The sequence below is a fragment of the Lacipirellulaceae bacterium genome (genome assembly GCA_040218535.1).
GTDB lineage: Bacteria > Planctomycetota > Planctomycetia > Pirellulales > Lacipirellulaceae > Adhaeretor.
The window spans coordinates 20807-43390 of sequence record JAVJRG010000008.1; the positions used below are offsets into that span (position 1 = coordinate 20807).

Consider the following 22584-nt stretch of genomic DNA (forward strand, 5'->3'; position numbering starts at 1 on the left):
TTGAAGCTTGATTCCTTGGTTGCCGGGTCTCCTCTCGGAATGACATGCGATAGAATTCGCACTTTACTTATCTCCAGCCGCACCTTTGACGTAAGCTCGCACTCGATCGCGATACTTGAGCGGTGCCTGGTTGCGATACGCCTCATTAAGGTTGCGAAGCTTGTCTTTGTTGATGTTTGATTTGAAACGCTTGGGGCCATTGTTTCCCAGCCCCAGACTACGGAGCGCCTCGTTGAGTTCCGTAGCCGCTTCACCTGCGTCATCCCCAGGACCTGCCGCTCGCTCCTTGAGGTTTTTCCAACGGTCGACGAAACGTTGCAACTCATTCTGATCCCAACCGAGCTTATCGAGCATCTTTTCATCGACTTTTTTCTTGGCAAGCTGATCTTCCAGTTTTTCGAGAACCAAGTCGGTCTGCTTCTGTGCGAACTCCAGGTTGGCTGCGTCGCCCGGCTCAGTCTCGCCCTCAGGCGGAGCGCCGTCGCTGGCGTTGCCTTGCGAGGCATTGCCACCCTGAGGTGTACCGTTTGGGCTGCCTGCTTGATTTGAATCGCCTTCAGGCGATTCGGACTTGTCGCCTTGATTCTGTTCAGAAGAGGGTTCGCCGGGAGGTTGCTGACCAGGTGGTGGCGATCCTTGCTCACCTTCTTGGGGAGCATTACCCTCGGGTTGCGCGCCTTGAGGACCGTCCTTCTGGCTGGACTCGCCCCCAGCTTGATCGCCTTGTCCGTCCTTTTGTTCGGAACCTTCGCCCGCCTGATCGCCGCTGGACTCGCCGGTTTGTTTGTCGGCGGCTGTGCCGTCGCCCGCTTGTTCGCCGGTTTCACCTTCGCCGGTCTCATTGGCCGCATTGGCTCCTTCGTCGGCAGCGGTGTTTTCGCCGGCTCCACCCTTGCCTTGGTCGTCCGCTTGCTGGCCGGCGCCTTCTTGTCCTTCGCCGCTTCGGTCGCCGCTTTGGCTGCTTTCGGTATCTGACTCTTGCTTGTCGCGAGATTCGGACGGCTCCTCACTACCAGCTTCCTGGCCTTCCGCCTGGTTGTCCTTTTCCCGCGATTGCTTTGCGCTGGCTTCGGGGGTGCCTTGTTCTTCGCCGGGGTTTTCCCCTCCGCCGGACTCGCTTTGATTGCGATTCGGGTCGCTATCGGGGCCTTCCGAAGGTTCGCCTGCGTTTTGCTTCTCCATCTCGCTATCCGGTTTCGGCTGAGCGGCATCGGGCTGCGCTCCATCCGGTTGCTGGCCCCCTTCGCCAGCAGGCTGTTGTCCCTCAGCACCTTGCTCCTGAGGCTGAGCACCGTTTTCTTTCCGTCCTTCGCCTTCTTGAGGTTTTGCTTGCTCACCCTGAGGATTTTGCGGTTGCGATTCGCCCGCTTGAGATTGGCCACCTTTCGGTTGATCACCTTCAGGCTTGCCCTCTTGAGTTTGCCCGGGTTGATTCTCTCCCGACTCACCCTCACCGTTTGGCTGATTCTGTTGCTGTCCCTCTTGCTCATTCAGATGATCAGCGATTCGTTCAAACGCTTCGCCGTCGTCAGAACCATCTGAGGCCACGGGTTCCTGGTTTTGTTCTCCCTCTTGACCACCTTCCTGTGGGTTCGGATTCGGTTGACTTGGTTGATCACCGTTTTGCTTGTTGCCTTGCTCACCCGGTTGTTGTTGACCTTCTTGCGGCTGGTTCGCACCGCCGCCCTCATTTAAGCCATTCGGTTGGCCCTGTTTGGGATTGTCGCCGTTGGGTTGTTGGCCTTCGCCCCCTTCACCACCTTCGCCGGGTTGGGCCTGATTTTCCTGATTGCCTTCGCCACCTTCTCCCGGTTGTCCTTCACCGCCATTCTCAGCAGTCTTCTCACCAGCTTGGCTACCCTCGCCGCCGGCACCTTCTTGGCCCTCAGCGCCGCCTTCGCCGCCACCTTGATTTTGCTCGCCCTCACCGTTCTGCTCGTTCGGGTCTTGTGCCTGTTGGTCTTGATTGGGAATGTCGGGACGCTCAGCGGGACCAACGATTTTCATGCGGCGGTGTTCGCTAACTCCGAGATTGGCTTCAGGCCGTCGATTGTCGCGAGCCGTCGCCCAATACTCCAGCACGTCGCCCGGCTTGAGACCGACTGATTCAGGCGTGAAAGGCAGACCGCCGGTGAACTTGCCAGTGAAATCTTCATCCAAGAGTCGACCAATCTGAATATCGCGTTCGCCGGAAAGCCCCACCAACGAAACACGACTCACGGCAAAGTCAGGATCGCGTGCTTCGGCTTCGATCCGAATCGTTTCGTCAGATCGCACCTCAATCTCCGGCTCTTTAGGGCTGACGACGCTGACTTCGGGGGCGTAGTCCGGAGTGACCTCGATGCGATACTTGGCGGGGTCGCTGTTCTCACGGCCTTCGGTCGAAATCATCCGCAAGGCGTAGCTTTTGTGCTTCGGCGTGCGGCGATCCTCTTGCAACGCCAACGTGAAGCTAACCGTTGCCCGATCTCCGTTGACGCTCATCGCAAGGTCTCGGCGACCATCAGCGGCGAAATCAACGTGGGCAGATTTGAGGGGCAGATTCGAAACGGCAGAAATCGTCACTCGGGTGCCCTCAACGCCACGAACATCACCCGTGTCGGCAACCGTTTGCGAGGGAAAACCTGTATAGGAAGGATACTCGTAGCGAACCCCAGTCACGACGATCGTCGGTCTGGAGTAAACCGTAATCTTGTGCTCTCGGCTACGAGCGTCGCCAGCCGTGATCCAGTAGATCAAGTCCTGCTGGATTCCGCGTTGAACGCCCCCTTTCTGGCTACCTCGCCGTTTGGCTGGCATGGAAACCGCATAGCGATCAGTTTCCCCTTGACGGGTCATTAGCATTTGCGAGTCGATGATTTGCTTATCAACCGACGAGTAATGCAACTCGACGGGCTCTTCCTCACCGAGGCCAAGTATCTCCGCCGAGACCTCCAGACGTTCGCCTCGGGCAAGACTTGTGTCACCCGGCGCGATGTTTGCGATCTGCACTCGGCTCGGCGCTGCAATATCTGACCAGGGAGCAAGGACTCGCCCGACGGTCGCCGTGGGATCTTTCGGAGAGAACACTCGGTAGAGCGCACAGAGTGCGACGACCGCAACAAGTACGTATCCGAGACGGATGACCGAGGAACGGTCAATCACGCTCGCCATCGGGGATTCGTTCAGTCGATCAGCGGTCTGCTTTTGAATCGCCTGATAGACTTGTGAGGCCATCGGTTGCTTCCGACCGCGGAACAAGAGCAAGCTGAGCAGACTGTTCTTGAGTGTCGGGCTGTTCGACTCAATCGTTTGTGCTGCATAGATCGGATTGATCGGTCTCAGCAGCGGCAGAAACGACCGCCAGACGTGCCAGGCGAGCCCCGCAAGAAATCCAAAGAACAACAGCGAACGTCCAGCAATGCCCAAACCTCCCGGGACGACCCAGTGATCGAGGATTGCCGCTGTCAGTAAGAACAGAAGGATACCGATCAGCATCGTGATGATCCCGGCGGTCAGGTCGACCGATTTCAACCCGCGCCGCGTTTTCTGGATCTGCTGGTCGATCAACTGCTGATCTTGCTGCGGCAAGCTGCCTTTCGCAGACTCAGCAGGAGGTGGCGGTGCAACGGTAGGCATGCGCGAGAGGTAGAGATTCGACAATAGAACGTTTGAAGTGGAAAGATTGAGCCGCGAGGCGTAAGCCCGCGGATAGTCACTTCATTATACGCGAGAAACCTCGAAAAGTGAGACGCTCAAGAGAGTGAAAAAGTTCCCCGAGTCTGCTGGGCTAGGCGGACGTAACGATTTGCTCGACAATTCGGTTTTTGAACCGCGAATGATCGAGAAGAAGTTGCTTTCCCCAACGGCATGGCGTGAACTTGTGAGTGGCCGGCGTCGCGGCCTCATTGCCATTTTGCTGCGCTGCTGTCTCCGCGTGCCAGAACTCGGCTACTCTATGGCAACGTGGTGGAGGAATCGGCAGTACGATCTCGGCAAGAAAGCGATCCACCAAGCGGAAGTCCCCGTAGTTTGCATTGGGAATCTTACGGTAGGCGGAACGGGAAAAACGCCGATGGTGGAGTGGATAGCTCGACAGTTCCGCAAACGCGACGTGCGTGTCGCAATCCTCAGTCGCGGCTACGGGGCAGAGCAGGGGGCTAAGAATGATGAAGCATTGGAGCTCGAACTTGCGCTGCCCGACGTTCCCCATTTGCAGAATCCCGACCGGGTTGCCTCAGCAAACGTGGCTGTCGAAGAACTTGCGAGCCAACTGTTGCTGCTTGATGATGGCTTTCAGCATCGACGCTTAGCACGAGACCTCGACATCGTTCTGCTCGATGCGAGCGAGCCGTTTGGCTACGATCACCAACTCCCGCGTGGAACATTGCGGGAATCGCTAGCCGGCTTGTCGCGTGCGCAAGTCATGATTCTAAGTCGTGCTGACATGCTTGGCTCCGCTGAGCGGCAACAGGTTCGTACCCGTGCACTCGAGTATGCACCTAACGCGACTTGGTGCGAGGTCGTCCACAGTCCAGCAGCGTTGGTGAGTGCAACGCAAGGAGTGGACCCAATCGGAGACTTAAGCACCAAACGTGTCGTGGCGTTTTGTGGAATCGGCAACCCGTCCGGGTTTCGCCATACGCTCAAGTCTCTCGCCTGCGAGCCCGTAGGCTGGCACGAATTTCCTGACCATCACGGCTACACACGAGAGGATGTCGAACTGCTCGCCGAGCTTTGCCGCTGTTCAGACGCAGAACTCTTGCTGTGTACTCGGAAAGATCTCGTGAAGCTGCGAGTCGACCACATTGGCGAAACTCCGCTACGAGCGGTGGGCGTAGAACTTGAGTTTCAAAGCGGCGAAGAGGAGTTAGTCGCGATTCTCGCAGCGCTAGTTCACCGAGCATTCAGTAAATCCACACTCCGTGTGGATGAGTAGCTCGGGAGAGTTTACTTTTTCTTGTGGGCGTATGCCCTCATAGTTTCCAACCAAACACCTTCGCCTACCACACGGAGTGTGGTTATACGATTGGCTACCGTGCTCGGTGGACGACGATTTCGTTCACGACCTGGCTGTCTCCCACCAGGAGCATCGCCTCGTGTTGGGCCACTTGCTTCGCGTGGTAGCTGATGCAGTTGCCTTCAAGCACATAGTGATGATCATCGTTCACGGCCACTTGAAAGCTGCGTAGCGCTCCGGGAATTCTCGCGGCGACTTTCAATGCGATTTCTTCGGCGAGTCTTCGACGAAGTGCCGCTTCTTTCTGGGCGACTCTCAGCAAGGTTTGCAGACGGACGGCCTGATGCGGAGCTGCGCTGACCGTAGGCTTCTCGGGATTAGCGAGTTCCGTGGCGACTTCGGTCTCGGAATCGAGCGGGGCTGACTTCTTGAACGAACGGCTTGTTGTCACATTCGCTTCGTTATGGCTCGCATCATTGCGGAGCAAACTGCTGGTCATCTCGACCTCCTTGAATCCCTCCCCAGGGACTTTCTAGGGCGGTCAAGCCCTAGAAAAATTACGCGGCAGTTCGCCACGACCATCTGCAATCCCTTAAGCGTTGTGAGCGAACTTAGCCTTGCCGCAAGTACCAGGCTATAGACGCAACTTATCCCGAACTTCTTATGACCGTCAACCTGAGTATGTATTCACGGGCGGACAGCTCTTGCGAAAATGACTGCCAGCAGTGCTAGCTGGCGGAGAGCTTGCCGCGGGCGACTAATGCCTCGACGACTTGTGACGCCAACTCTTCGGGGGTTCCGTCGCCGCCGGGCAACGTAATCTCTGCGTTGAGGGGCGCTTCGTAAGGGGCGTCGATTCCCGTGAAGTTTTTGATTTCTCCGGCTCGCGCTTTCTTGTAGAGGCCTTTCGGATCGCGTGACTCGCAAATCTCGATGGGCGTGTCGACAAAGACTTCGATGAATTCGTCTCCGGTCGCTTCGCCCGCGTTGACGGTAGTTCGGACCGAGTCGCGATCTTTTCGATAAGGACTAACAAACGCGGTAAGCGTCACAAGACCAGCATCGGCCATTAGTCGGGCTACCGCCCCTACGCGACGGATGTTCTCTTCCCGATCTTGCTGACCAAAGCCCAGACCGAACCGTTCGCCGAAAGCCTCGTCGAATTGCTCAGCCAACATCGCTGGCGTTGCGTTCAATCCGTGCCGGACATTGTCGCCGTCAAGCACGTACGTACGCACGCCCCGCTCGTGAAGCAACCGATCCACGGCATTGGCGACCGTGCTCTTGCCGCTCCCGGAAAGTCCGGTAAACCAGACAACACAACCGCGGTGACCGTTGAGCTGCTCACGCTGCTCGCGAGTCACGGACGATTGGTGCCAGACAACGATGGGGTCTTCTTTACTCATATTCAACTTTTCATCAATAAGACTCAGCGAGTCCTGCCAGTTCGCAGAGGTTTGCCGACACAACCGGTTCGGGGCAGCTCCATACGAGGAAAAACAGCGCCTCGCGGCACCATCGGCCTACCGGGTGGCCTGCAACGTAGCCTGCTCCCTTGGCGGCGGCTAGGGCGGCTTGGGTGCTGCGAAGTGCCAAACTATTGACTCTCGTGCGAAGTTGTTCGTTAGAGCAAATCGGCGCGCCATCTAAGGCGGATAGCAGCGCTGAGATGGACTGTTCGTAGTCAGCTTCGAGTGCATCGAGCGGCGTTTGGAGGTTGTCTCGTTTGATCGTCTCGTCGCGCAGGAACTTAATCGCTGCTTGTGACAATCCAAGTGCGAGGGTCGAAGTTTGCAGTCCGCCGGTTTTGCCGCCGACGCCTTGCTTCATCACTTCTGGAACAGGACCAGCCAGCAGGTAACGCTCGTCGACCATGACGTTGTCGAGCTTGACTTGTCCCGTGTGGCTTGAAGTGAGGGCGACCAATTGGGCGTGAGGCGGGCAGCTGACTCCAGGCAGGTCGGTCGGAACGACGATCACGATTTGCTCTTCAGTAGCTACTCCCTCCTCGACGATCTGTGCACCAACGACAACATGCTCCGCGTGAGGTCCGCCGGTGACCCAGGGGCTCATGCCGTTGAGCAGAAATCCGTCGTCAGTTTTTTCGGCCCGCAGCAACGGCTCCTTCAGGTGCCGCCCGCTGGTGGTAAGGTGCGAGATGCCCACCGTTGCGAACGAATCCCCTTTGCCGAGGGCGGGCAACAACTCTGCTTTCAGAGCTTCGTTCTGAGAAGACTCGATCCGGCGGCACGCTCCGGTGCGCTGGGTCAAAATAAAGGTCGACGTCAGGCAAGCGGCACTCAGAGCCAAGTGCCCGCGGGTGATCATCCCCTGATCCCAAGCCTGCCCGCCATACTCCGTGCCGATGAACCACTCGAACACACCATACTCGCCGCACAGGCGAAGTTGTCCGGTGGGCCAGTCGCCCGAGCCGTCAAGCTCGCGAGCCAGCTCAGCAAGCTTCTCGCACAGCTCAGTGAGGGCAGGGTCTTCAGGGGTGGTAATTCTGGTAGCGGGCATATCTTAGGGGCGAAATAAAAGACGTTGGACAAAATGGCAGTGGTTGCCACGCGAGGACAATTCGCAAACCACTGTTTGGAAACGATTTGCAACTAGCAGCGACCGAGTTCTGTCGGCGGAATGGAACTTTCTGGCGAGAGAACTGGACAGAATGTCTTAGCGTGACATGCCAACAGAACGCTCACCATCACACATTTTACCGAACAGCGGTGCGTTGGGCAGGTGCTAGTTTTGGGCCATAGGACCAAGGCGAACTTTTAAGACGTGGTGGTCGAACACTGCACCGACACCCTCAAGGCTGAATCTACCTGGGTTTAGATTAGGATGATGTCGAAGTTGACGTTGAAGCGATCTGCTCGTACAAAAACTCGGGTGCAAAGTCTGCCCCATTGGGCCACGTTAACGTTTCTAGTTCGGGATGAACCTCGAATTTTTGGAACTCTTGCAGATCCCTCAGCGGTTCGAAGACGGGACCCCATAGCTCGTCGGCCAGGTCGACTGTGCCTGTTGTTCCATCTTGGAACTTCAGTTGGATACGGTACCCATCAATGTAATTCGCTTGGATGACTCTTGGGATCATGCTTCACTCCAAGGGAGCAATTCGATTGAGTGGATGTCTGCTTCGGGCGAGATTCCAATCTTCCATGAGCTCATCAACATGAGCCTGCCGCCACTCCTCGACGAGTCTGAGTGCACGTCGATTTAACGAGCCTTCGGTCACTTCACCCGTTTGAATATCAATGGCTGCATCTTGCCCCGCATACTTCGCATGAAAATGCGGTGGAGAATGATCATTATAGTAGAGCGCGATGACGATGCCAAAAAAGCGACTTACTTCCGGCATCTTAGCGCCCCCTTACATGCAGCAGCCAACGCTGATTTCGCCTACCGCACGCTCATGTCCGAGCTCAAACCACCCGCGGCAACCAAGTAACCCTTCTCAACGTAGTCAGTCACCATGCGATGCGCGCTGAAGCGGGCAGCGAGCGTCGCGATGCTGTTGGTCATGTAATCAATCCACTCGCGGGGTAAGCCGTCGGCATCGCGACTGTAGAACAACGGGATGATGTCGTTCTCGAGTACTTCGTAAAGATGTTCGCCATCGCGGGCGTCGCCCGCTTCCACATCGGCGTGGGTGGTGCCATGGCCGATGGCGAAACCGTTCCTTCCGTTGTAGGCTTCGGCCCACCAACCGTCGAGAACCGAGAAGTTCAATCCGCCGTTGAGTACGACCTTCTCACCGCTCGTGCCGGAAGCTTCCAGCGGACGGCGCGGATTGTTCAGCCAAACATCCACACCCTGCACCAAGTGGCGGGTGACGTTGATGTCGTAATCCTCGACGAACACAACACGCCCGGCGAAGCGGGGATCGTGCCGTAGGTTGGCAATGTTTTGGATCAGTTTCTTACCGGGCTCATCCGCCGGATGCGCTTTACCTGCGAAGATGAACTGCACGGGACGATCTTCGGCGTTGACGATATCTGCCAAACGATCGAGGTCGTGCATGAACAAGTCGGCTCGCTTGTAAGTGGCGAAGCGACGAGCAAAACCGATGGTCAGTGCGTTCGGGTCGAGGATATTTCGTGAGGCCTCGACGATGGACTCGTCCTCATTGCGGCGGCGGCTCTGGCGGCTCACGCGGCGACGGACGAACTCGATTGCACGGTTTTTGAGCGCGTTATGCGTTTCCCACAATTCACCTTGGTCGACGCCGAAGATGGGCTGCCAAGTGTCTGGGTCGCCCATTTTGTGGACCCAGCCGCTTTCGAAATACTTGTCGTACAGCAGGTGCATCGGATAGGCGAGCCACGAAGGGATGTGGACGCCGTTGGTGATGTGGCCAATGGGGACTTCTTCTTCCACACGCCACGGCCAGAGGTGGGCCCACATGCGGCGGCTGATATGGCCGTGAAGCGAGCTAACGGCGTTGGCGCGCCGCGAAAGCTTCAAGCCGATAACCGTCATGCAGAAGGTTTCGGCTTCGTTCTGCGGCTCGACGCGGCCCAAGCCCATGAGCTGTTCGTAAGAGATGCCCAGCTTCTCGCGTAGTGGGCCTAAATGCTCTTCGATCAGTTTGCCATCGAAACGATCGTGACCGGCAGGCACTGGCGTATGGGTGGTAAAGACCGTGTGCGAGGCGACTTCGCGAAGTGCGTCGTCGAAGGTCAATCCATCGTCGGTCATACGCTCGCGAATCACTTCCAGCGGTGCAAACCCGCTGTGACCTTCGTTCAAGTGATAGACACCAGGCTTGATGCCCAGCTCGCGAAGTGCTTTCACACCGCCGACGCCAAGAACCAACTCTTGGCGGATCCGTGTGCGGGTGTCGCCACCGTATAGTCGGGAAGTGAGTTCGCGATCTTCCGGCTTGTTGCCGTCGACATCGCAGTCGAGCAGGAAGAGCGAGACGCGGCCCACGTTCATCTTCCAAAGCTTTGCTTTGATGACGCTATCGCGCGTTTCGACCTCGATGGTGATCGGGTTACCCTCGGGGCAGAGAGCTTGCTCCATCGGCAGGTTCTCAACCTTGGTGTCGAGATACTCTTCCTCTTGCAGGCCTTCCGAGTTGAGGTGCTGCTTGAAGTAACCTTGATCGTAGAAAAGACCAATGGCTACCAAAGGTACGCCCAGTCCACTGGCAGACTTGATGTGGTCGCCAGAGAGGACACCCAAGCCACCGCTGTAAATCGGGGCTGACTCGTGAATGCCAAACTCGGCAGAGAAATAGGCGACCGGTTTGCTACCCAGGACGCCAGCGTTACGGGCACCCCAAGTGCTTTGAGTGTTCTCAAGATAATCCTTCAGCCGGCGATGGGCCTGATTGATGCGGGTGTAGAGAACCATTTCTGACGCCCGTTGCGAGACCTGCTCGGGGGTCATTTCCGAGAGCAACGCAATTGGGCTGTGGTCAAGCTGTCGCCAACGCACTGGATCAAGGTCGCGGAAGAGGTTGATCACCTCAGGGTGCCAGCTCCACCAAAGGTTGCGAGCCAAGGTCATGCACTTGTCGTACAACGCCTGTGGGGTGATTTCGGTCCAGTTGGCACGGTCGAGGTTGGTTGCGGCGGCAGGGGGGAGTTGAGTTTGGCTCATAGTGAGTTTCCCAAGACTTCTAGTGATACTTGTATTATGCGAGTGGCAGTCATGCCTTTTCGTACAGGTTGAAATGCAGGCGTGGAATTCCAAGAGGTTTTCACGCCAGCAGCGGGCGATTATACCCCATTGACCAGAATCCGCGACGCCAAACCGTAGGGAAAAGCGGAATGTTCGGTTGTGGAAGTTGGCAAGCTGGGGCGAGTTCGTCGCCCGATTGCTCAATCGTTAGGCAACTCTGCGGCGTGTCCGCGCGTTCGCGACGGTTACAAGACTCATTAACCCTGCCAACAACAGGCTGGAAGGTTCAGGAATCGTCTGGGAAACGCGGGTGAAGGTTAGTCTAGCGATCGGTGGTATTAACTGCCCGCGGGAGGGAGTGTCTGTAACAAACACGCTTACTGCATCTCTTCCACCGACCCGAGTGATGGGTTCGTGGGGATCACTTGCAGGGTTGTTCAAGGAGAATGCGGTCCCCTCCTCGGTACCTGCGTCGTAGAAGGAAGTGAACTCAAAGACTTGGCTTTCCACAAAGCCGGGGCCGCTTGGGTCTCGCAAATCGACATCGTGGATCCCAACGAACCAGTCGGGCGTGGGAGCGACCATTGTGAGGAACGTGACAAGCGGGAAATCATCCGAGACATTGATGGTTGGGTTTGATCCGGTGTGCCTTTCTATCGCGGAACCCGCTTGCTGTGCATTGAAGATTTCCCGTTGGATGTTTCTTGTGGAGCCGGTTTCAGCAACATTCTCGACCCCTAGAGTGGCCAATTCTCCAGCAGCCCAGAAGCTAACGCCCGCGTTGTGCACGGCCCCAACGACTGTCGAGAAGTGTGCGCCGTTGGGGTAGTTGAGCGGGTGGTCCGTTGCGTTCCAAAGGTCTTCGAAGAGAACTTCGTAAGTGGCTTCAGCAGCCACGGCGTCAGTCGGAGTGCTCAATTGGAGATGGAAAAACGTTGCAATGGTGAAACAAAAATAGAACCTGCGCATGGGTAGCTCCCGGCGGGGGGAATGAGTACGAATCGTGAACTGATCAATAGAGAGCGGAACCACCAGTTGGTCCCAGCGAGCGGAATGCTTTGGATCAGATTCGTTAGCTACTCAGCAATTCAGTGAGAATGCATTAAGTCAGATTGATTGCACGCGTGCTGTCTGCTACCGAGTTTACCCGGACCCCGGCGGTTTGCAACAAGCTCAGGTGCAGATTCATCAGTGGCGTCTTGCCCTCGAAGCGGCGATGGACACCACCGCGAACATGTCCGCCCCCGCCACCGGCTAGCACGATGGGCAAATCGTCGTGCGAGTGGCGGTTACCGTCGCTGATACCGCTGCCGTAGAGAACCAGCGACTGGTCGAGCAGCGTTCCATGTTCATCAGAAATTGAGTCGAGCTTCTGCAAGAAGTAGAGCAACTGCTCGACGTGGTAGCGATTGATCTTGGCGATCTGTTCGAGGTTTTCTTTCTTGTTCTTGTGATGGGAGAGCGAATGATGACCTTGGCGAACGCCGATAGGTTCGTAGTTAATGTTACTCCCCGCCCGACCGAACATCAGCGTGCCGACGCGTGTCATGTCCGTCTGAAAGGCGATAACGAGCATGTCGGTCATTAGCCGGAGGTGTTCCGCGTAGTCCTCGGGAACGCCTGCAGGACGTTCGAAACCATCGCCTGTCCAGATGCCCGTCCGGGTCTTCGAGGTGGAGTCGAGACGGCGCTCGACGCTGCGGACACCTTCGAGATACTCTTCGAGCTTGTAACGATCGGCACCGCTAAGCTTGCGTTCGAGCCCTTTGGCGTCCTCTTGGACCAAATCGAGAACGCTTTGCTTCCGCTGTTGTCGTAGATGTTTTGATTGGGCTTTGTCCGCTGGCGTGCCGGTATCGAATAAGCGATCGAAAACCAATTGTGGGTTGGTTTCTTGAACGGTCGGCGTGTTGGGGGTTCGCCATGAAATGTTGTGGCTGTAGGCGCAGCTGTACCCGCTATCGCAGTTGCCCGCGTTTTTGCCCTTTTCGACACCAAGTTCGAGCGAGGCAAATCGTGTTAGACCTTGGAAGTATCGAGCGGCTATCTGATCAACCGAGATGCCGACCTGAATGCCTTTGCCGCTGGTCTTCTTCGGTTGCATGCCAGTGAGGAACGTCGATGCGTTGCGTGCATGATCCCCTGGACCGTCGCCGTTTGGCCAACCAGCGTAGTTGTCGAGTCCCGAGAGGATTTGAACTTTCTCACGCAAGGGAGCAAGAGGCTCAAGTGTTGGCGACCATTTGAAATCAGCGCCTTCCCCTCTGGGCGTCCAGGTGGCCATGTCGGCGCCATTTGGAATGAACAGATAGGCGAGCCTAACGGGCGCTTTAGCATTTTCTGTCGCCGCCCAAAGCTTGCGAGGCAGGGCGCTGGGCAACAGTGGCAGTGTCAGCGCGGTGCCAATTCCGCGTAGGAAAGTGCGGCGACTGGCGATCGATAGTTTCGCGGATTCGCTCATTCTCTTAGTCCATCCTCTCGCATTTGAAACGGTGCACTGTCAACCACAGCATGAATCATTGCAGCGAGTGTGTCGCCGTTCTGCTTCGTGGCTGCGGCGATTTCGTTGACCGCACACTCATCATGATACTCTAACCCTCGGCCCAGGGCATAAGTCAACAGTTGGGCAGCGAGAGCTTTACGGACGGCATCGAAATCTTCCAGTAGGACATCTCGTAGGCCCAACGCACCGACAAACTCCCGCCCGTCGGGCAATTTGCCACTAGCATCGATCGGCAGATCGTTTTCTTTTTCGCGGAACTTGCCCAGGGCATCGTAGTTCTCCAAGGCGAAGCCCAACGGGTCCATTCGCTCATGGCAAACGGTGCAACCAGGGGTTGAGCGATGCAGTTCCAGTTGCGCGCGGAGCGACTCAGGCTCCTCGCCAGCTTGCGTCGGTTCTAATTCGGGAACTCCTGGAGGTGGCTCGGGTGGCGGATCGGCGAGTAGGTGTTCGAGAATCCATTTTCCGCGAAGCACCGGCGAGGTTCTGTCCACAAGCGATGCCACCGAGAGCACGCTGGCGTGCGTCACTAACCCGGCGCGACGCTCGGGTGGCAACGTCATCCGTTGGAAAGATTCCGGCGACTTCCCCGCGGGCCACTCCAAGCCATAGTGCTTGGCGAGTCGCGCATCGAGGAAACTGTACTCAGCGGTGAACATCTCTTTGAGCGGCTTCTTAACGCTGAGCATGTGACGCAAGAACAAGAAGGTTTCGTCTCGCATGGACTGGGCGAGGGCGTCCTCAAATTCCGGGAAGACTTGCTTGTCTCGCTCCAGGTCTTCCAGCTTCCTGGTCTCTAGCCACTGCTCGCCGAAGTGGCGCAGGAAGGCATCGCTCTTGCCGCCCTCAAGCAGGCGATCGACTTGCGTGTGGAGTCCGTCGCGGAGTTTCCCCTGGCTGGTGACTTTACGAAGTTGTTCATCAGGCATCGAGAGCGTCAGGAAATAGCTTAGCCGGGTTGCCAGCTGATGATCGTCCAGGCGGTAAGTCGCCCCATTCTCTTCGGCTGTCGCTTCGGCTGGGGATTCGTCGCGGAAGAGAAACTTTGGGGACACGAGCGTTGCTTGCAGGACAAGTTGCATTGCCTGTTGATAGGTTTCTCCTCGAGTTCTTGCCGCGGAGACGAAATCCACGAAGCGGTCAATTTCTTGCTCAGTCGCTGGGCGACGGAAAGCGCGTGACGCAAGTCGATCAATTTGTTTGCGAGTCGGTGCTTGCCACTGGTCTGTTGAGGCCCACGCTTCGGTCGAGGGTTCCCAGCTCAGCAGGGATTTCGACGCCGCCAATCGCTGCTTGCCAACGGGCCCCACAACAGTCAGGGAAAGAACAAACAGATTGCGGTCGCGTCGTGACTTGTCTTTGGCTTTTGGCTCGTAAAGATCGTTAGTAAATGCAACAGCGACTTTTTGCTTGCCCTTTTCGGCATCAAGAGGAATGACATACGTGTGCGGGTCCTCTTCGTCGGCGGCGACGCCGAAAACGCTGAGCGATTTACCACCGAGTTCAATTCGCATTTCCGCCAGCTCATTCGGGTCGCCCGCCTGGGTTGCATAGCAGTTCACACGTAGGAAATAGCGTCCGGTCTTCGGAAAGTCGACCTTCGCTTCGATCGTTCCGTTTGCGTACAACAATCGCGTGTCGTCAGAAATGAGCTGTCCGCCGCGAAGTTGCTCAGCGGTGTAGCTGCGACTTGGTTCGAGGATCGACTCGGGCGCAGGGATCGCCTTAGCAGCAATCTCCTCGGCGGCGTCCAAGTACTTTTCCAGCAACAGGGGTGAAAGCGAAAGCACGTCGCCGTTGTTGTCGAAGCCGTGCCCCAGTTCGTCACGCGGCAAGAGCTCAGAGACATCGAGTTCGATGCCGGTGAGATCGCGTACCGTGTTGGCGTACTCCACGCGGTTGAGTCGCCGCATCGTGACTCTGCCGGGCGATTGCGGTTGCGAGCAGTCGAGCGAATGCAGTTCGCTATCAAGCCACTTTGCGAGTTCAACTTTTTCGCGCTGGCTAGGTTGCTCCGCATAGTCGGGTGGCATATCGCCCCTCTGCAGGCGGTTGAGCACCCGTAGCCAAGTCCGTCGTTCGTCGAGGAGCTTGCCGGCCTCGTTTAACTTTTCGAGATCCATTCCTCCTTCTGAGGCCTCACCCATGTGGCATTCGAAGCAGTAGTTCTCCAGAAGCGGAGTGAGAATGTGCTCTCGCGTCGGGCGAGGTTCGAGGTCCTGCTCGGCAGTCGCCGATCGACTGCACGTGAGAAAGACAAGAACGGCGATGGAGGCACGAATCAACAAAGCGGGGCGTCTTGAGGTGGGATTCGGTGGGACGCAGGTGAGACAGTTTATTTTAGCGGAAAGGCTTACCACTTCCAAATAACGATAAACTAGAAGCCCCGTTTTGCCGCTGAGCTTGCTCAGCGCTCCTGACTTTCAATCGCTGAGCAAGCTCAGGAGCCTAATCTGATGAAATATCAACGCAATTGCGGTTCGAAGCCATCAGGCTTAAAGTGGAGTTCCATCAAGACTCATTTATCACAGAAAAACAGCGACTCTTACGATAACTAATGTCACTCGCAAACGCATACGGCCCGACTCATTTCGGCCTCTCTTTCGAGTTATTCCCGCCCAAGACGGATGCTGGTGTAAAGGCCTTAGGTCGTCACGTCTCCGAGTTGATTGCCTTCAACCCGAGCTATATGACGTGCACCTACGGAGCGGGGGGCTCAACGCAAGATCGAACGCTGGAAATCATCGGCGACGTCCACAGGCAGCACAAAATCCCCGTCGCGACACATTTGACTTGCGTAGGGAGCACCCGCGACGAGTTGCGCGCCTATCTGCAACGGGCTCTCGGTGCGGGCGTTGAGAATGTCGTCGCGTTGCGAGGCGATCCGCCAAAAGGCGAGACCGAGTTCAAGCCGGTGGCCGGGGGATTCTCCTACGCGAATGAACTTGTCGAGTTCATCAGGGCCGAGTTCCCCGACATGGGGATCGCCGTTGGGGGCTACCCAGAGACTCATCAAGAGGCTCCCAGTCCAGAAGCCGACCTCAAAAATCTCAAACGCAAAGTCGACGCTGGTGCCGATGCGATCATCACACAGTTGTTTTATGACAACGCGGACTTCTTTCGCTTTCGCGATCGTTGCGAAGCCATCGGTATCAGCATTCCCATCGTTCCCGGTTTGTTGCCCGTAACTAACGGCAAGCAAATCCAACGAATCGCGTCGTTGTGCGGTGCCACGTTACCGACCGATTTTGTAGCCGCGTTAGAAAAACACGAAGAAGCTTCAGAAGGACAGTTTGAAGTCGGCGTCGAGTTTGCCACGAAGCAAACCGCCGAACTCCTCGAAGCCGGCGTGCCGGGGATCCACTATTACGTTTTGAATAAGTCCGCAGCGACTAAGCGTGTCCTTGAGGCCGTCGAAGTGCCGGTGGGATAGGTAGAGGACACTAACAAACCAAAATGAGAATTTGTTTCGACAAATGCCTAATCGTCGAGGTATGATTAAGACATGGTCACTGCGAATACGATCGATCGCTTTCTTGGGTTCGATACCCAGAAATTTTCTCCGGATATGGCGAATGCAATTCTTGCATTTCAAGCCACGAACGAAGTGCAGCAGCGGGTTCAAGAGCTAGCCGAGAAGGCCAACTTCGGGACTCTCACAGAGGAAGAACGCAGCGAGTATTTCCAGTACATCGAACTCGACGAAGTACTCATGATAGCGAAGGCTCGAGCTCGAAAATATCTAGCCAAGCAAGTGTGACCGGTGGATGCAGCAACTCAGGCTCGAGTTCGTGAGCGTGCTAACGGGCAATGTGAGTATTGCCGTCTGCCCGACCTCTTCACCACGATTCCATTTCATGTGGAACACGTCATCGCGCAAGTTCACCAGCCGAAAGATAGCGAATCGAATCTGGCATGGGCTTGCCCTCATTGTAATTGGAATAAAGGCCCTAATCTCTCGACGCTCGATCCCGAGACCAAAGAGAAAGTTGACTTGTTCAATCCAAGGGTTGACCATTGGAGCGAGCATTTTGCGGTCAAGGATTACGAGATCATTGGGCTTACACCCACGGGTCGTGGCACTGTAGAACTGCTGAAAATGAATCGCCCAGAAAGGATTGAGGTTCGTCGGCAAGTTCTGTAGCTCGCCAAGACTCTCGCTCATTTTGTACTCATGACAGACCTCACCGGCAAAAACTTGGGCGACTACTGCGTTTTGCGACGCTTAGGTGCTGGGGGAATGGCCGAGGTTTATCTGGCCAGTCAGGAATCGCTCGGACGGCAAGTGGCGTTGAAGATTCTTCAGCCTTCGCTCGCTGGTGATGGGAACTATGTGCAACGCTTCATGAACGAAGCCCGGGCGGCTGCCTCGCTGGTGCATGCTAACATCGTGCAGATTTACGAGGTCGGGAAGTCAGAAGGCATTTACTTCATTGCCCAAGAATATGTGGCAGGGAAAAACCTCTCTGAAGTCTTGCAGCGTCAGGGCGCGCTGCCACCGCGGTTGGTGCTGAATGTGTTACGGCAAGTTGCTGCCGCACTGCACAAGGCGGCAGAGCAGGGGATCGTGCATCGCGACATCAAGCCGGAGAATCTGCTGCTCAACAACAGCGGCGAAGTGAAGGTTGCCGATTTTGGCTTGGCACGCGTGCGAGATGCGGGCAATCAGTCGCTCACACAGGCCGGCGTGGCGATGGGTACGCCGCTGTACATGAGCCCTGAACAAATCGAAAGCCGTGGCGTCGATCTACGGAGCGACCTCTACTCGCTGGGCGTGACCGCCTACCACCTGCTTGCCGGTCAACCGCCCCACACCGGCGAGACGGCTTTAGCGATTGCCGTGCAGCACTTGAATGTTGCCCCAAAGCCGCTCTCGGAAGTGCGCGATGATATTCCCGCGGGGCTTGTCGAGGTGGTTGAACGTCTAATGGCAAAGTTACCCGAGGAGCGTTACGCTTCACCCGGCGAACTGCTGACGGACTTGCGAGAACTGGCCACCGCCGCCCAAGGCGAGGGTTGGGGCGACGGGCCGGAGAATTGGCCACTTGCTGAATGGATCACCGGCCCCAACGGAACGGTCACTCCCAGCGGCAACGCCGCCACGGTCGCTTCGACACGCAGTACGACACGCAAGTTGAATGCGGCAATGAAAACCCTGGCGATGCTCCAGCCGCCAAAGAATAGTCGACGTCGAAAAGTAGCGATTATCGCCGGCGCATTAATGGCCGGCTTTATCCTGAGTATCGTCACACGCCCGCGCAACTATCTACGCGAACGCGAGCCCTCATCCGTCGTCAAACGCGACACCGCCTGGGCGCAAATCTACCAGGCCAACCTCGCCCCCAGCGAAGAAGCGTGGCTCGCCGTGGGAAAGAACTTCCCAGATGCCGACCCTTACGAGAAGCTACTCGCCGACCAGGGCTTAGTGCGCTATTACCTGCTTCTCGACGAGAACAACAAAAAGGCGCTCGCCAAGCTACGGGAACTAGACAGTCAAACCCAATCCGCCGACACGCGACTCTCCACCAAGGCGTTCATCAAAGCAGCCTTGGTCGTTACGGAGCATCGCCTCGGCAACGCCACCGCGGCCCGTACCGAGCTGGGCAAACTGACGCCGCAGATGTCGGACCTCTTGCGTGAGTCCGACCGGCGGCTTTATGAGTTACTGCAAACGACGCGGGGCGAGTTGGGGCAGTGAAGCAGGTTGAGCCGCCGCTGAGTCAGCTCGACAAGCAAAGAATACTTGCGAAGAAGCTCTTAGAAGGCAATGAGAGATCTACTCTGTCACTGTAGAGTAGAGAATTGGTTTTGCTCCGAGTGCGTTTTCCAAAGCTGAAACGAGTATGTGAGGCTGCTTCTTGAATTCGACTATGATTTGGAAGTTGACTCCAGGAGGACAGTCTTCCATCCATGTTTCTATAAGGTGGTTTTCATGGCACTTCGTGACATTGAAACCGATGCCGCTGGCTCTCGAAAACGCGAACCTCCAAGAATCGTGCGAGTCGTACTCAAAATCTGGCAAATCGTAGTTGAGTTGCAGGGCTGTGCATACAGACTCAAGGCGAGCATCTGAATTAGTGGCAAAGTACGCGACAGTCATTGAACCGAAAGATTGAAAAAACGACGAGAATTCCACTATTCTTTTGAAATCAAATAATGGGTGGCTGGGGACGAGCCCCGCGAGCCCCCAGTTCTTCAGTGACTGCGAGCATTTGCTAGCTTCAACTCAAGATACACCATCCAACCACGCAGCCGGAATGGTATCTAGTATCAACGGCACATCCCGCACGCCCGCAAACCAAGCGGCGCTGGACCATTTCCATTCCTCGGGCCTCTCGACCAGCCCGCGTCTAACGGGGTTGAGGTGAATGTAATCAATCATTTTCAGTAGCGTTCCACCAAACGTGACGTTTCGATCGTAGCCACCTCCTGATTGCCAAAACAGTCGTTCGGTTTTACTACCACGTTTACGCGAGATTCTGGGAATCCAATCGGGTGCCTCAAGGGCTAAGTATTCAATTGCCTTCCTGGCGACGGGGGCTTTGATGGCCCCGCGAATAGCTGCGATGTCATAAAGGGTTGCGTTGGGATGAATGATCAAGTGAACGTGATCTGGCATGAAGACATAGGCCCAGACTTGAAAGTTCAGCTCACTTCGCGCTGATTCGATAGATTCTGCCATCCACTGGCAGGTTCGTTCTGCCTGAAGGAACTTGAAGCTTTGGTAGCAGGAGAATGTTAGGGCGTGCGCGTGTCCGGGGTCGTTATAGTTGCGACGATGGGTTCGCTTTTGAGTCATCATGAAATTCTAGAGCTTGTTTTTGCTTCTCTGGGGGCTCGCGGTGCTCGTCCCCAGCCACCCTGTCACGGAGTTACTGTAACCCCTTGCTCAGCTCAACTGATCAAGCCAGCGACGGCAATCCTCGAACGTATCAAACACCAACTCCTCAGGCACGAGGCCGGGGATTAGTTCGATGCGGTTGAGCATGTCAGATGGTTGCTCTTTTAAGCCAGAGAAGGCGATCCGTTTGCCCGCCTGGGAGAGTTGTAAGACGGTGTCTTCTAGGGCGTAGAGTCCGGATTGGTCGATGTACGGCACGCGCTCCATTCGAATGACGACTGTCTCTGCTTCCTTGGGCAACGTTGCCGTGAGGGACCGTAAACCAGAGCTAAAGCCGAAGAACAGCGGGCCGTAGAGATGCTTGACGAACACTTTGGGCTCGACGACGACGGAGGTCGGCTCGTCGTCCCAGGTGGGCTCGGGGTCGAGTGGCTTGATGGTTGATTCGGCCTCTGCCAGATCGCTGGCTTGCTTCATGAACAGCAGGCTCGCGAGGATGACACCTGCACCGACCGCGTAGATAAGATTTCCAAAGATGGTGCAGAGCAACACCACGATCATGACAAACGCATCCGCACGCGGGATATGCTTGAGGTGGCGGATGCTCTTGTAGTCGATGATGGCGACGCCAACAGAAATCAACAGACCAGCTAGCACACTCAGCGGGATGTAGTACGCCAAGGTTCCTGCCCCCAGCAAGGCGGCCAACTGGAACAGTCCGTGCGTGATCCCGGCAAGTCGTGTCTTCGCGCCGGCGTTGATGGCAACGACCGTTCCCTTCGTGGCACCAGCGCCAGGGATGCCGCCGAAAAACGAAGCGATGATGTTGCCGATGCCTTGGCCAATCAGTTCCAACTTGCTATTGTGCTGCCCTTTCGTCAGGTTGTCCGCGATGACTGAGGTCAGCAGTGAGTCGATCGAGCCGAGTAGTGCTAAAGTAAAGCCGGATTTGACGATAAATCCGTAGTATTCCGAGGGGACTTGAAAAATGGTGCCGATCTGGATGGAAGGGATTCCTGTGGGAATGTCTCCAATGGTGGGCACGTCCAGGCCGAGAAAGATGGCAGCCCCGGTTCCTACTAGCAGTGCCACAAGTACCGAAGGGACCTTCTTGGTCACTTTCGGAAAGGCGTAATTCACGACGAGTGTGAGGACGCCCAATCCGACAGCCGCCCAATTCAATGAGGCGAGCGGCTCGCTGATTCGCGTCAGAACTTGGACCGTGGACTTGGGAGAAGAGCTCCCCATCAAAGGCCACAATTGTAGCAGAATGATAATGAGTCCCACGCCACTCATGAATCCTGAGACGACAGGGTAGGGGAAGTACCGCACATACTTTCCGACGCCGAGCAGACCAAGGGCTACCTGAGGCACACCTCCCACGAAGAAGCTCGCCAGAATGATCCCAAGGCCAGCTTCCAAACTTCCGGTCGCGTCAATCGCGTAGACAACGATCGATGCAGAGACAACCGTCATCGGACCCGTGGGACCTGATGCTTGTGTCGGCGTACCGCCAAACAGGGCGGCGAACACACCGACCGCAATCGCTCCGTAGAGCCCAGCCTCAGCGCCTAGGCCCGACTGCACTCCGAAGGCAAGTGCTAACGGCAAGGCAATGATTCCCGCGACAAGCCCGCCGCTGAGGTCACCCTTCAGATGTTTCAAGTCGAAACCCATGGCAATTAGATGTAGAGAAGTTCAACTGGAGTACTTGCGACACGCTTAGTCGGCGCAATGTCAGATTCGATTTCTGGCAAGACGCTAGTTTTCATGGGAACCTGTTTGAAAACAAGTCCCGCCAAAGATGAAGGCGTCCTCGTCGCAAGTGACCTGCCGCCACATTCCATTGCAAAGGAATGGCGAAGCAATTCTCAGACTCCAAAGCACCCTTGCCCAGCGGTTTCGGAAGCGCCCCAGAGGACAGGAAAGCCGTGGAAAACAAGCTGTTCCGCGGGCAGCAAAAATACCTGAATGAATACTGAACAAACGTATAGTTTTTGGCCACCTTTTTTGCTAGTTTTATGTCTGTGCGGCAAAGGGTGCTAGCTGACCCTGCTGCCGTTCGGTGCTTATTTTTAAGGCAATTTGCAAGCAAAGGGGACTATCCATGGACCAATCGCGACAGGCAGGCTCAGATCACGGTGGGCGGGTGAACAGCGGCCGACAAGACCGCGATTTCGACATCTTTCTCGCCTCGGAACACGACCCCGAACCCCAGCCCGAGCCGGGCGATTTTTGGATCGAGAATCCAACCTGCGAAGACGACGGCTGGGACGAAGCGGCATAGGGAACCACCAAATCTTTCTCAACCACCTCTCTGTTTCCTCTGTTATCTCCTGTTCATTACTTCTACGGAGTGCCGCTTCGATGCTGTCGCGTGAAATCGTCTTGGAAGTGAAACGGTTGCTCGACGAGGGAGGGCTATCGCAACGCCGGATTGCGAAACTCTTGAAAGTCAGCCGCGGGACCGTAGGGGCCATCGCGAGCAACAAACGCGGTTTGCACGGTCGCGAAGAATTGCCGTACGTTTCACTGCAACTTTTCGCGAAGCTGCCTTCGCGCTGTAAGAAGTGCGGCGGGTACGTTTACGCGCCTTGTCTGCTGTGCCGAGCGCGAGAGTATCGCCGACGTGAAGAGAAGATAAGACGTTTCGAGAAAGTTGCCTAA

At 56.3% G+C, this 22584-nt stretch carries 19 protein-coding genes; 7 read left to right on the forward strand and 12 right to left on the reverse strand.

Translation table 11 applies throughout. The features are described 5' to 3' along the window. Positions 1 to 63: 63 nt before the first annotated feature. Positions 64 to 3618, reverse strand: coding sequence for a hypothetical protein (locus RIB44_09520; GenBank protein MEQ8616817.1), 3555 nt, complete (start codon positions 3616 to 3618; stop codon positions 64 to 66). A 124-nt stretch (positions 3619 to 3742) separates the two neighbouring features. Between RIB44_09520 and lpxK the strand changes: the two genes are divergently transcribed. After that, on the forward strand, positions 3743 to 4918 hold the full coding sequence (lpxK, locus tag RIB44_09525) for a tetraacyldisaccharide 4'-kinase (protein ID MEQ8616818.1): 1176 nt from the start codon (positions 3743 to 3745) through the stop codon (positions 4916 to 4918). 94 nt (positions 4919 to 5012) lie between these two features. Here the strand turns inward: lpxK and RIB44_09530 are convergent, their stop codons facing one another. The 9 genes from RIB44_09530 to RIB44_09570 form a co-directional block, all read right to left on the reverse strand. After that, positions 5013 to 5438 carry a hypothetical protein gene (locus RIB44_09530; protein MEQ8616819.1) on the reverse strand — a complete coding sequence of 142 codons (426 nt, stop codon included), beginning with the start codon at positions 5436 to 5438 and terminating at the stop codon, positions 5013 to 5015. A 229-nt stretch (positions 5439 to 5667) separates the two neighbouring features. Next, positions 5668 to 6345, reverse strand: a complete 678-nt coding sequence (cysC, locus tag RIB44_09535) for an adenylyl-sulfate kinase (GenBank protein ID MEQ8616820.1) — start codon at positions 6343 to 6345, stop codon at positions 5668 to 5670. 13 nt (positions 6346 to 6358) lie between these two features. Next, positions 6359 to 7459: an acyl-CoA dehydrogenase family protein gene (locus RIB44_09540; GenBank protein ID MEQ8616821.1), complete on the reverse strand. Its 1101-nt coding sequence runs from the start codon at positions 7457 to 7459 to the stop codon at positions 6359 to 6361. A gap of 319 nt (positions 7460 to 7778) precedes the next feature. Next, positions 7779 to 8039, reverse strand: a complete 261-nt coding sequence (locus RIB44_09545) for a DUF2442 domain-containing protein (protein MEQ8616822.1) — start codon at positions 8037 to 8039, stop codon at positions 7779 to 7781. A 3-nt stretch (positions 8040 to 8042) separates the two neighbouring features. Next, positions 8043 to 8303: a DUF4160 domain-containing protein gene (locus RIB44_09550; GenBank protein ID MEQ8616823.1), complete on the reverse strand. Its 261-nt coding sequence runs from the start codon at positions 8301 to 8303 to the stop codon at positions 8043 to 8045. 41 nt (positions 8304 to 8344) lie between these two features. Continuing rightward, positions 8345 to 10552: an alpha-glucan family phosphorylase gene (glgP, locus tag RIB44_09555; protein MEQ8616824.1), complete on the reverse strand. Its 2208-nt coding sequence runs from the start codon at positions 10550 to 10552 to the stop codon at positions 8345 to 8347. A gap of 228 nt (positions 10553 to 10780) precedes the next feature. Then, positions 10781 to 11491, reverse strand: coding sequence for a spondin domain-containing protein (locus RIB44_09560; protein MEQ8616825.1), 711 nt, complete (start codon positions 11489 to 11491; stop codon positions 10781 to 10783). Between the two features lie 184 nt (positions 11492 to 11675). Continuing rightward, positions 11676 to 13034: a DUF1552 domain-containing protein gene (locus RIB44_09565; protein MEQ8616826.1), complete on the reverse strand. Its 1359-nt coding sequence runs from the start codon at positions 13032 to 13034 to the stop codon at positions 11676 to 11678. Continuing rightward, positions 13031 to 15364, reverse strand: coding sequence for a DUF1592 domain-containing protein (locus RIB44_09570; protein MEQ8616827.1), 2334 nt, complete (start codon positions 15362 to 15364; stop codon positions 13031 to 13033). Before RIB44_09570 ends, RIB44_09565 begins: the two co-directional genes overlap by 4 nt. A 269-nt stretch (positions 15365 to 15633) precedes the next feature. Here RIB44_09570 and metF point away from each other — a divergent pair, with 269 nt between their 5' ends. The 4 genes from metF to RIB44_09590 all read left to right on the forward strand — a co-directional run bounded on the left by metF (position 15634) and on the right by RIB44_09590 (position 18774). Beyond that, positions 15634 to 16509 carry a methylenetetrahydrofolate reductase [NAD(P)H] gene (gene metF, locus RIB44_09575; protein MEQ8616828.1) on the forward strand — a complete coding sequence of 292 codons (876 nt, stop codon included), beginning with the start codon at positions 15634 to 15636 and terminating at the stop codon, positions 16507 to 16509. A 72-nt stretch (positions 16510 to 16581) separates the two neighbouring features. Then, complete coding sequence (locus RIB44_09580) at positions 16582 to 16836, forward strand: hypothetical protein (GenBank protein ID MEQ8616829.1); 255 nt, start codon at positions 16582 to 16584, stop codon at positions 16834 to 16836. 3 nt (positions 16837 to 16839) lie between these two features. Beyond that, positions 16840 to 17220, forward strand: coding sequence for an HNH endonuclease signature motif containing protein (locus tag RIB44_09585; GenBank protein MEQ8616830.1), 381 nt, complete (start codon positions 16840 to 16842; stop codon positions 17218 to 17220). A 30-nt stretch (positions 17221 to 17250) separates the two neighbouring features. After that, positions 17251 to 18774 (forward strand): serine/threonine-protein kinase, encoded by a 1524-nt coding sequence (locus tag RIB44_09590; GenBank protein ID MEQ8616831.1) that lies wholly within the window; start codon positions 17251 to 17253, stop codon positions 18772 to 18774. 528 nt (positions 18775 to 19302) lie between these two features. On the opposite strand, the gene RIB44_09595 is transcribed toward RIB44_09590, so the two are convergent. Both RIB44_09595 and RIB44_09600 read right to left on the reverse strand, forming a co-directional pair. After that, positions 19303 to 19875 (reverse strand): transposase, encoded by a 573-nt coding sequence (locus RIB44_09595; GenBank protein ID MEQ8616832.1) that lies wholly within the window; start codon positions 19873 to 19875, stop codon positions 19303 to 19305. A 90-nt stretch (positions 19876 to 19965) separates the two neighbouring features. Next, the gene (locus RIB44_09600; GenBank protein MEQ8616833.1) at positions 19966 to 21594 is read right to left on the reverse strand and encodes a SulP family inorganic anion transporter; all 1629 of its coding nucleotides are present in this window, start codon (positions 21592 to 21594) and stop codon (positions 19966 to 19968) included. A gap of 430 nt (positions 21595 to 22024) precedes the next feature. Between RIB44_09600 and RIB44_09605 the strand changes: the two genes are divergently transcribed. Together RIB44_09605 and RIB44_09610 are read left to right on the forward strand one after the other, a co-directional pair. Then, complete coding sequence (locus tag RIB44_09605; protein ID MEQ8616834.1) at positions 22025 to 22204, forward strand: hypothetical protein; 180 nt, start codon at positions 22025 to 22027, stop codon at positions 22202 to 22204. An 80-nt stretch (positions 22205 to 22284) separates the two neighbouring features. Then, positions 22285 to 22584: a helix-turn-helix domain-containing protein gene (locus RIB44_09610; GenBank protein ID MEQ8616835.1), complete on the forward strand. Its 300-nt coding sequence runs from the start codon at positions 22285 to 22287 to the stop codon at positions 22582 to 22584.

Coding starts and splice junctions, on each gene's coding strand:
- RIB44_09520 (MEQ8616817.1), bottom strand. CDS start 3,618: ATGCCTACCGTTGCACCGCCACCTCCTGCTGAGTCTGCGAAAGGCAGC.
- RIB44_09530 (MEQ8616819.1), bottom strand. CDS start 5,438: ATGACCAGCAGTTTGCTCCGCAATGATGCGAGCCATAACGAAGCGAAT.
- cysC (MEQ8616820.1), bottom strand. CDS start 6,345: ATGAGTAAAGAAGACCCCATCGTTGTCTGGCACCAATCGTCCGTGACT.
- RIB44_09540 (MEQ8616821.1), bottom strand. CDS start 7,459: ATGCCCGCTACCAGAATTACCACCCCTGAAGACCCTGCCCTCACTGAG.
- RIB44_09545 (MEQ8616822.1), bottom strand. CDS start 8,039: ATGATCCCAAGAGTCATCCAAGCGAATTACATTGATGGGTACCGTATC.
- RIB44_09550 (MEQ8616823.1), bottom strand. CDS start 8,303: ATGCCGGAAGTAAGTCGCTTTTTTGGCATCGTCATCGCGCTCTACTAT.
- glgP (MEQ8616824.1), bottom strand. CDS start 10,552: ATGAGCCAAACTCAACTCCCCCCTGCCGCCGCAACCAACCTCGACCGT.
- RIB44_09565 (MEQ8616826.1), bottom strand. CDS start 13,034: ATGAGCGAATCCGCGAAACTATCGATCGCCAGTCGCCGCACTTTCCTA.
- metF (MEQ8616828.1), top strand. CDS start 15,634: ATGTCACTCGCAAACGCATACGGCCCGACTCATTTCGGCCTCTCTTTC.
- RIB44_09580 (MEQ8616829.1), top strand. CDS start 16,582: ATGGTCACTGCGAATACGATCGATCGCTTTCTTGGGTTCGATACCCAG.
- RIB44_09590 (MEQ8616831.1), top strand. CDS start 17,251: ATGACAGACCTCACCGGCAAAAACTTGGGCGACTACTGCGTTTTGCGA.
- RIB44_09595 (MEQ8616832.1), bottom strand. CDS start 19,875: ATGACTCAAAAGCGAACCCATCGTCGCAACTATAACGACCCCGGACAC.
- RIB44_09600 (MEQ8616833.1), bottom strand. CDS start 21,594: ATGGGTTTCGACTTGAAACATCTGAAGGGTGACCTCAGCGGCGGGCTT.
- RIB44_09605 (MEQ8616834.1), top strand. CDS start 22,025: ATGGACCAATCGCGACAGGCAGGCTCAGATCACGGTGGGCGGGTGAAC.
- RIB44_09610 (MEQ8616835.1), top strand. CDS start 22,285: ATGCTGTCGCGTGAAATCGTCTTGGAAGTGAAACGGTTGCTCGACGAG.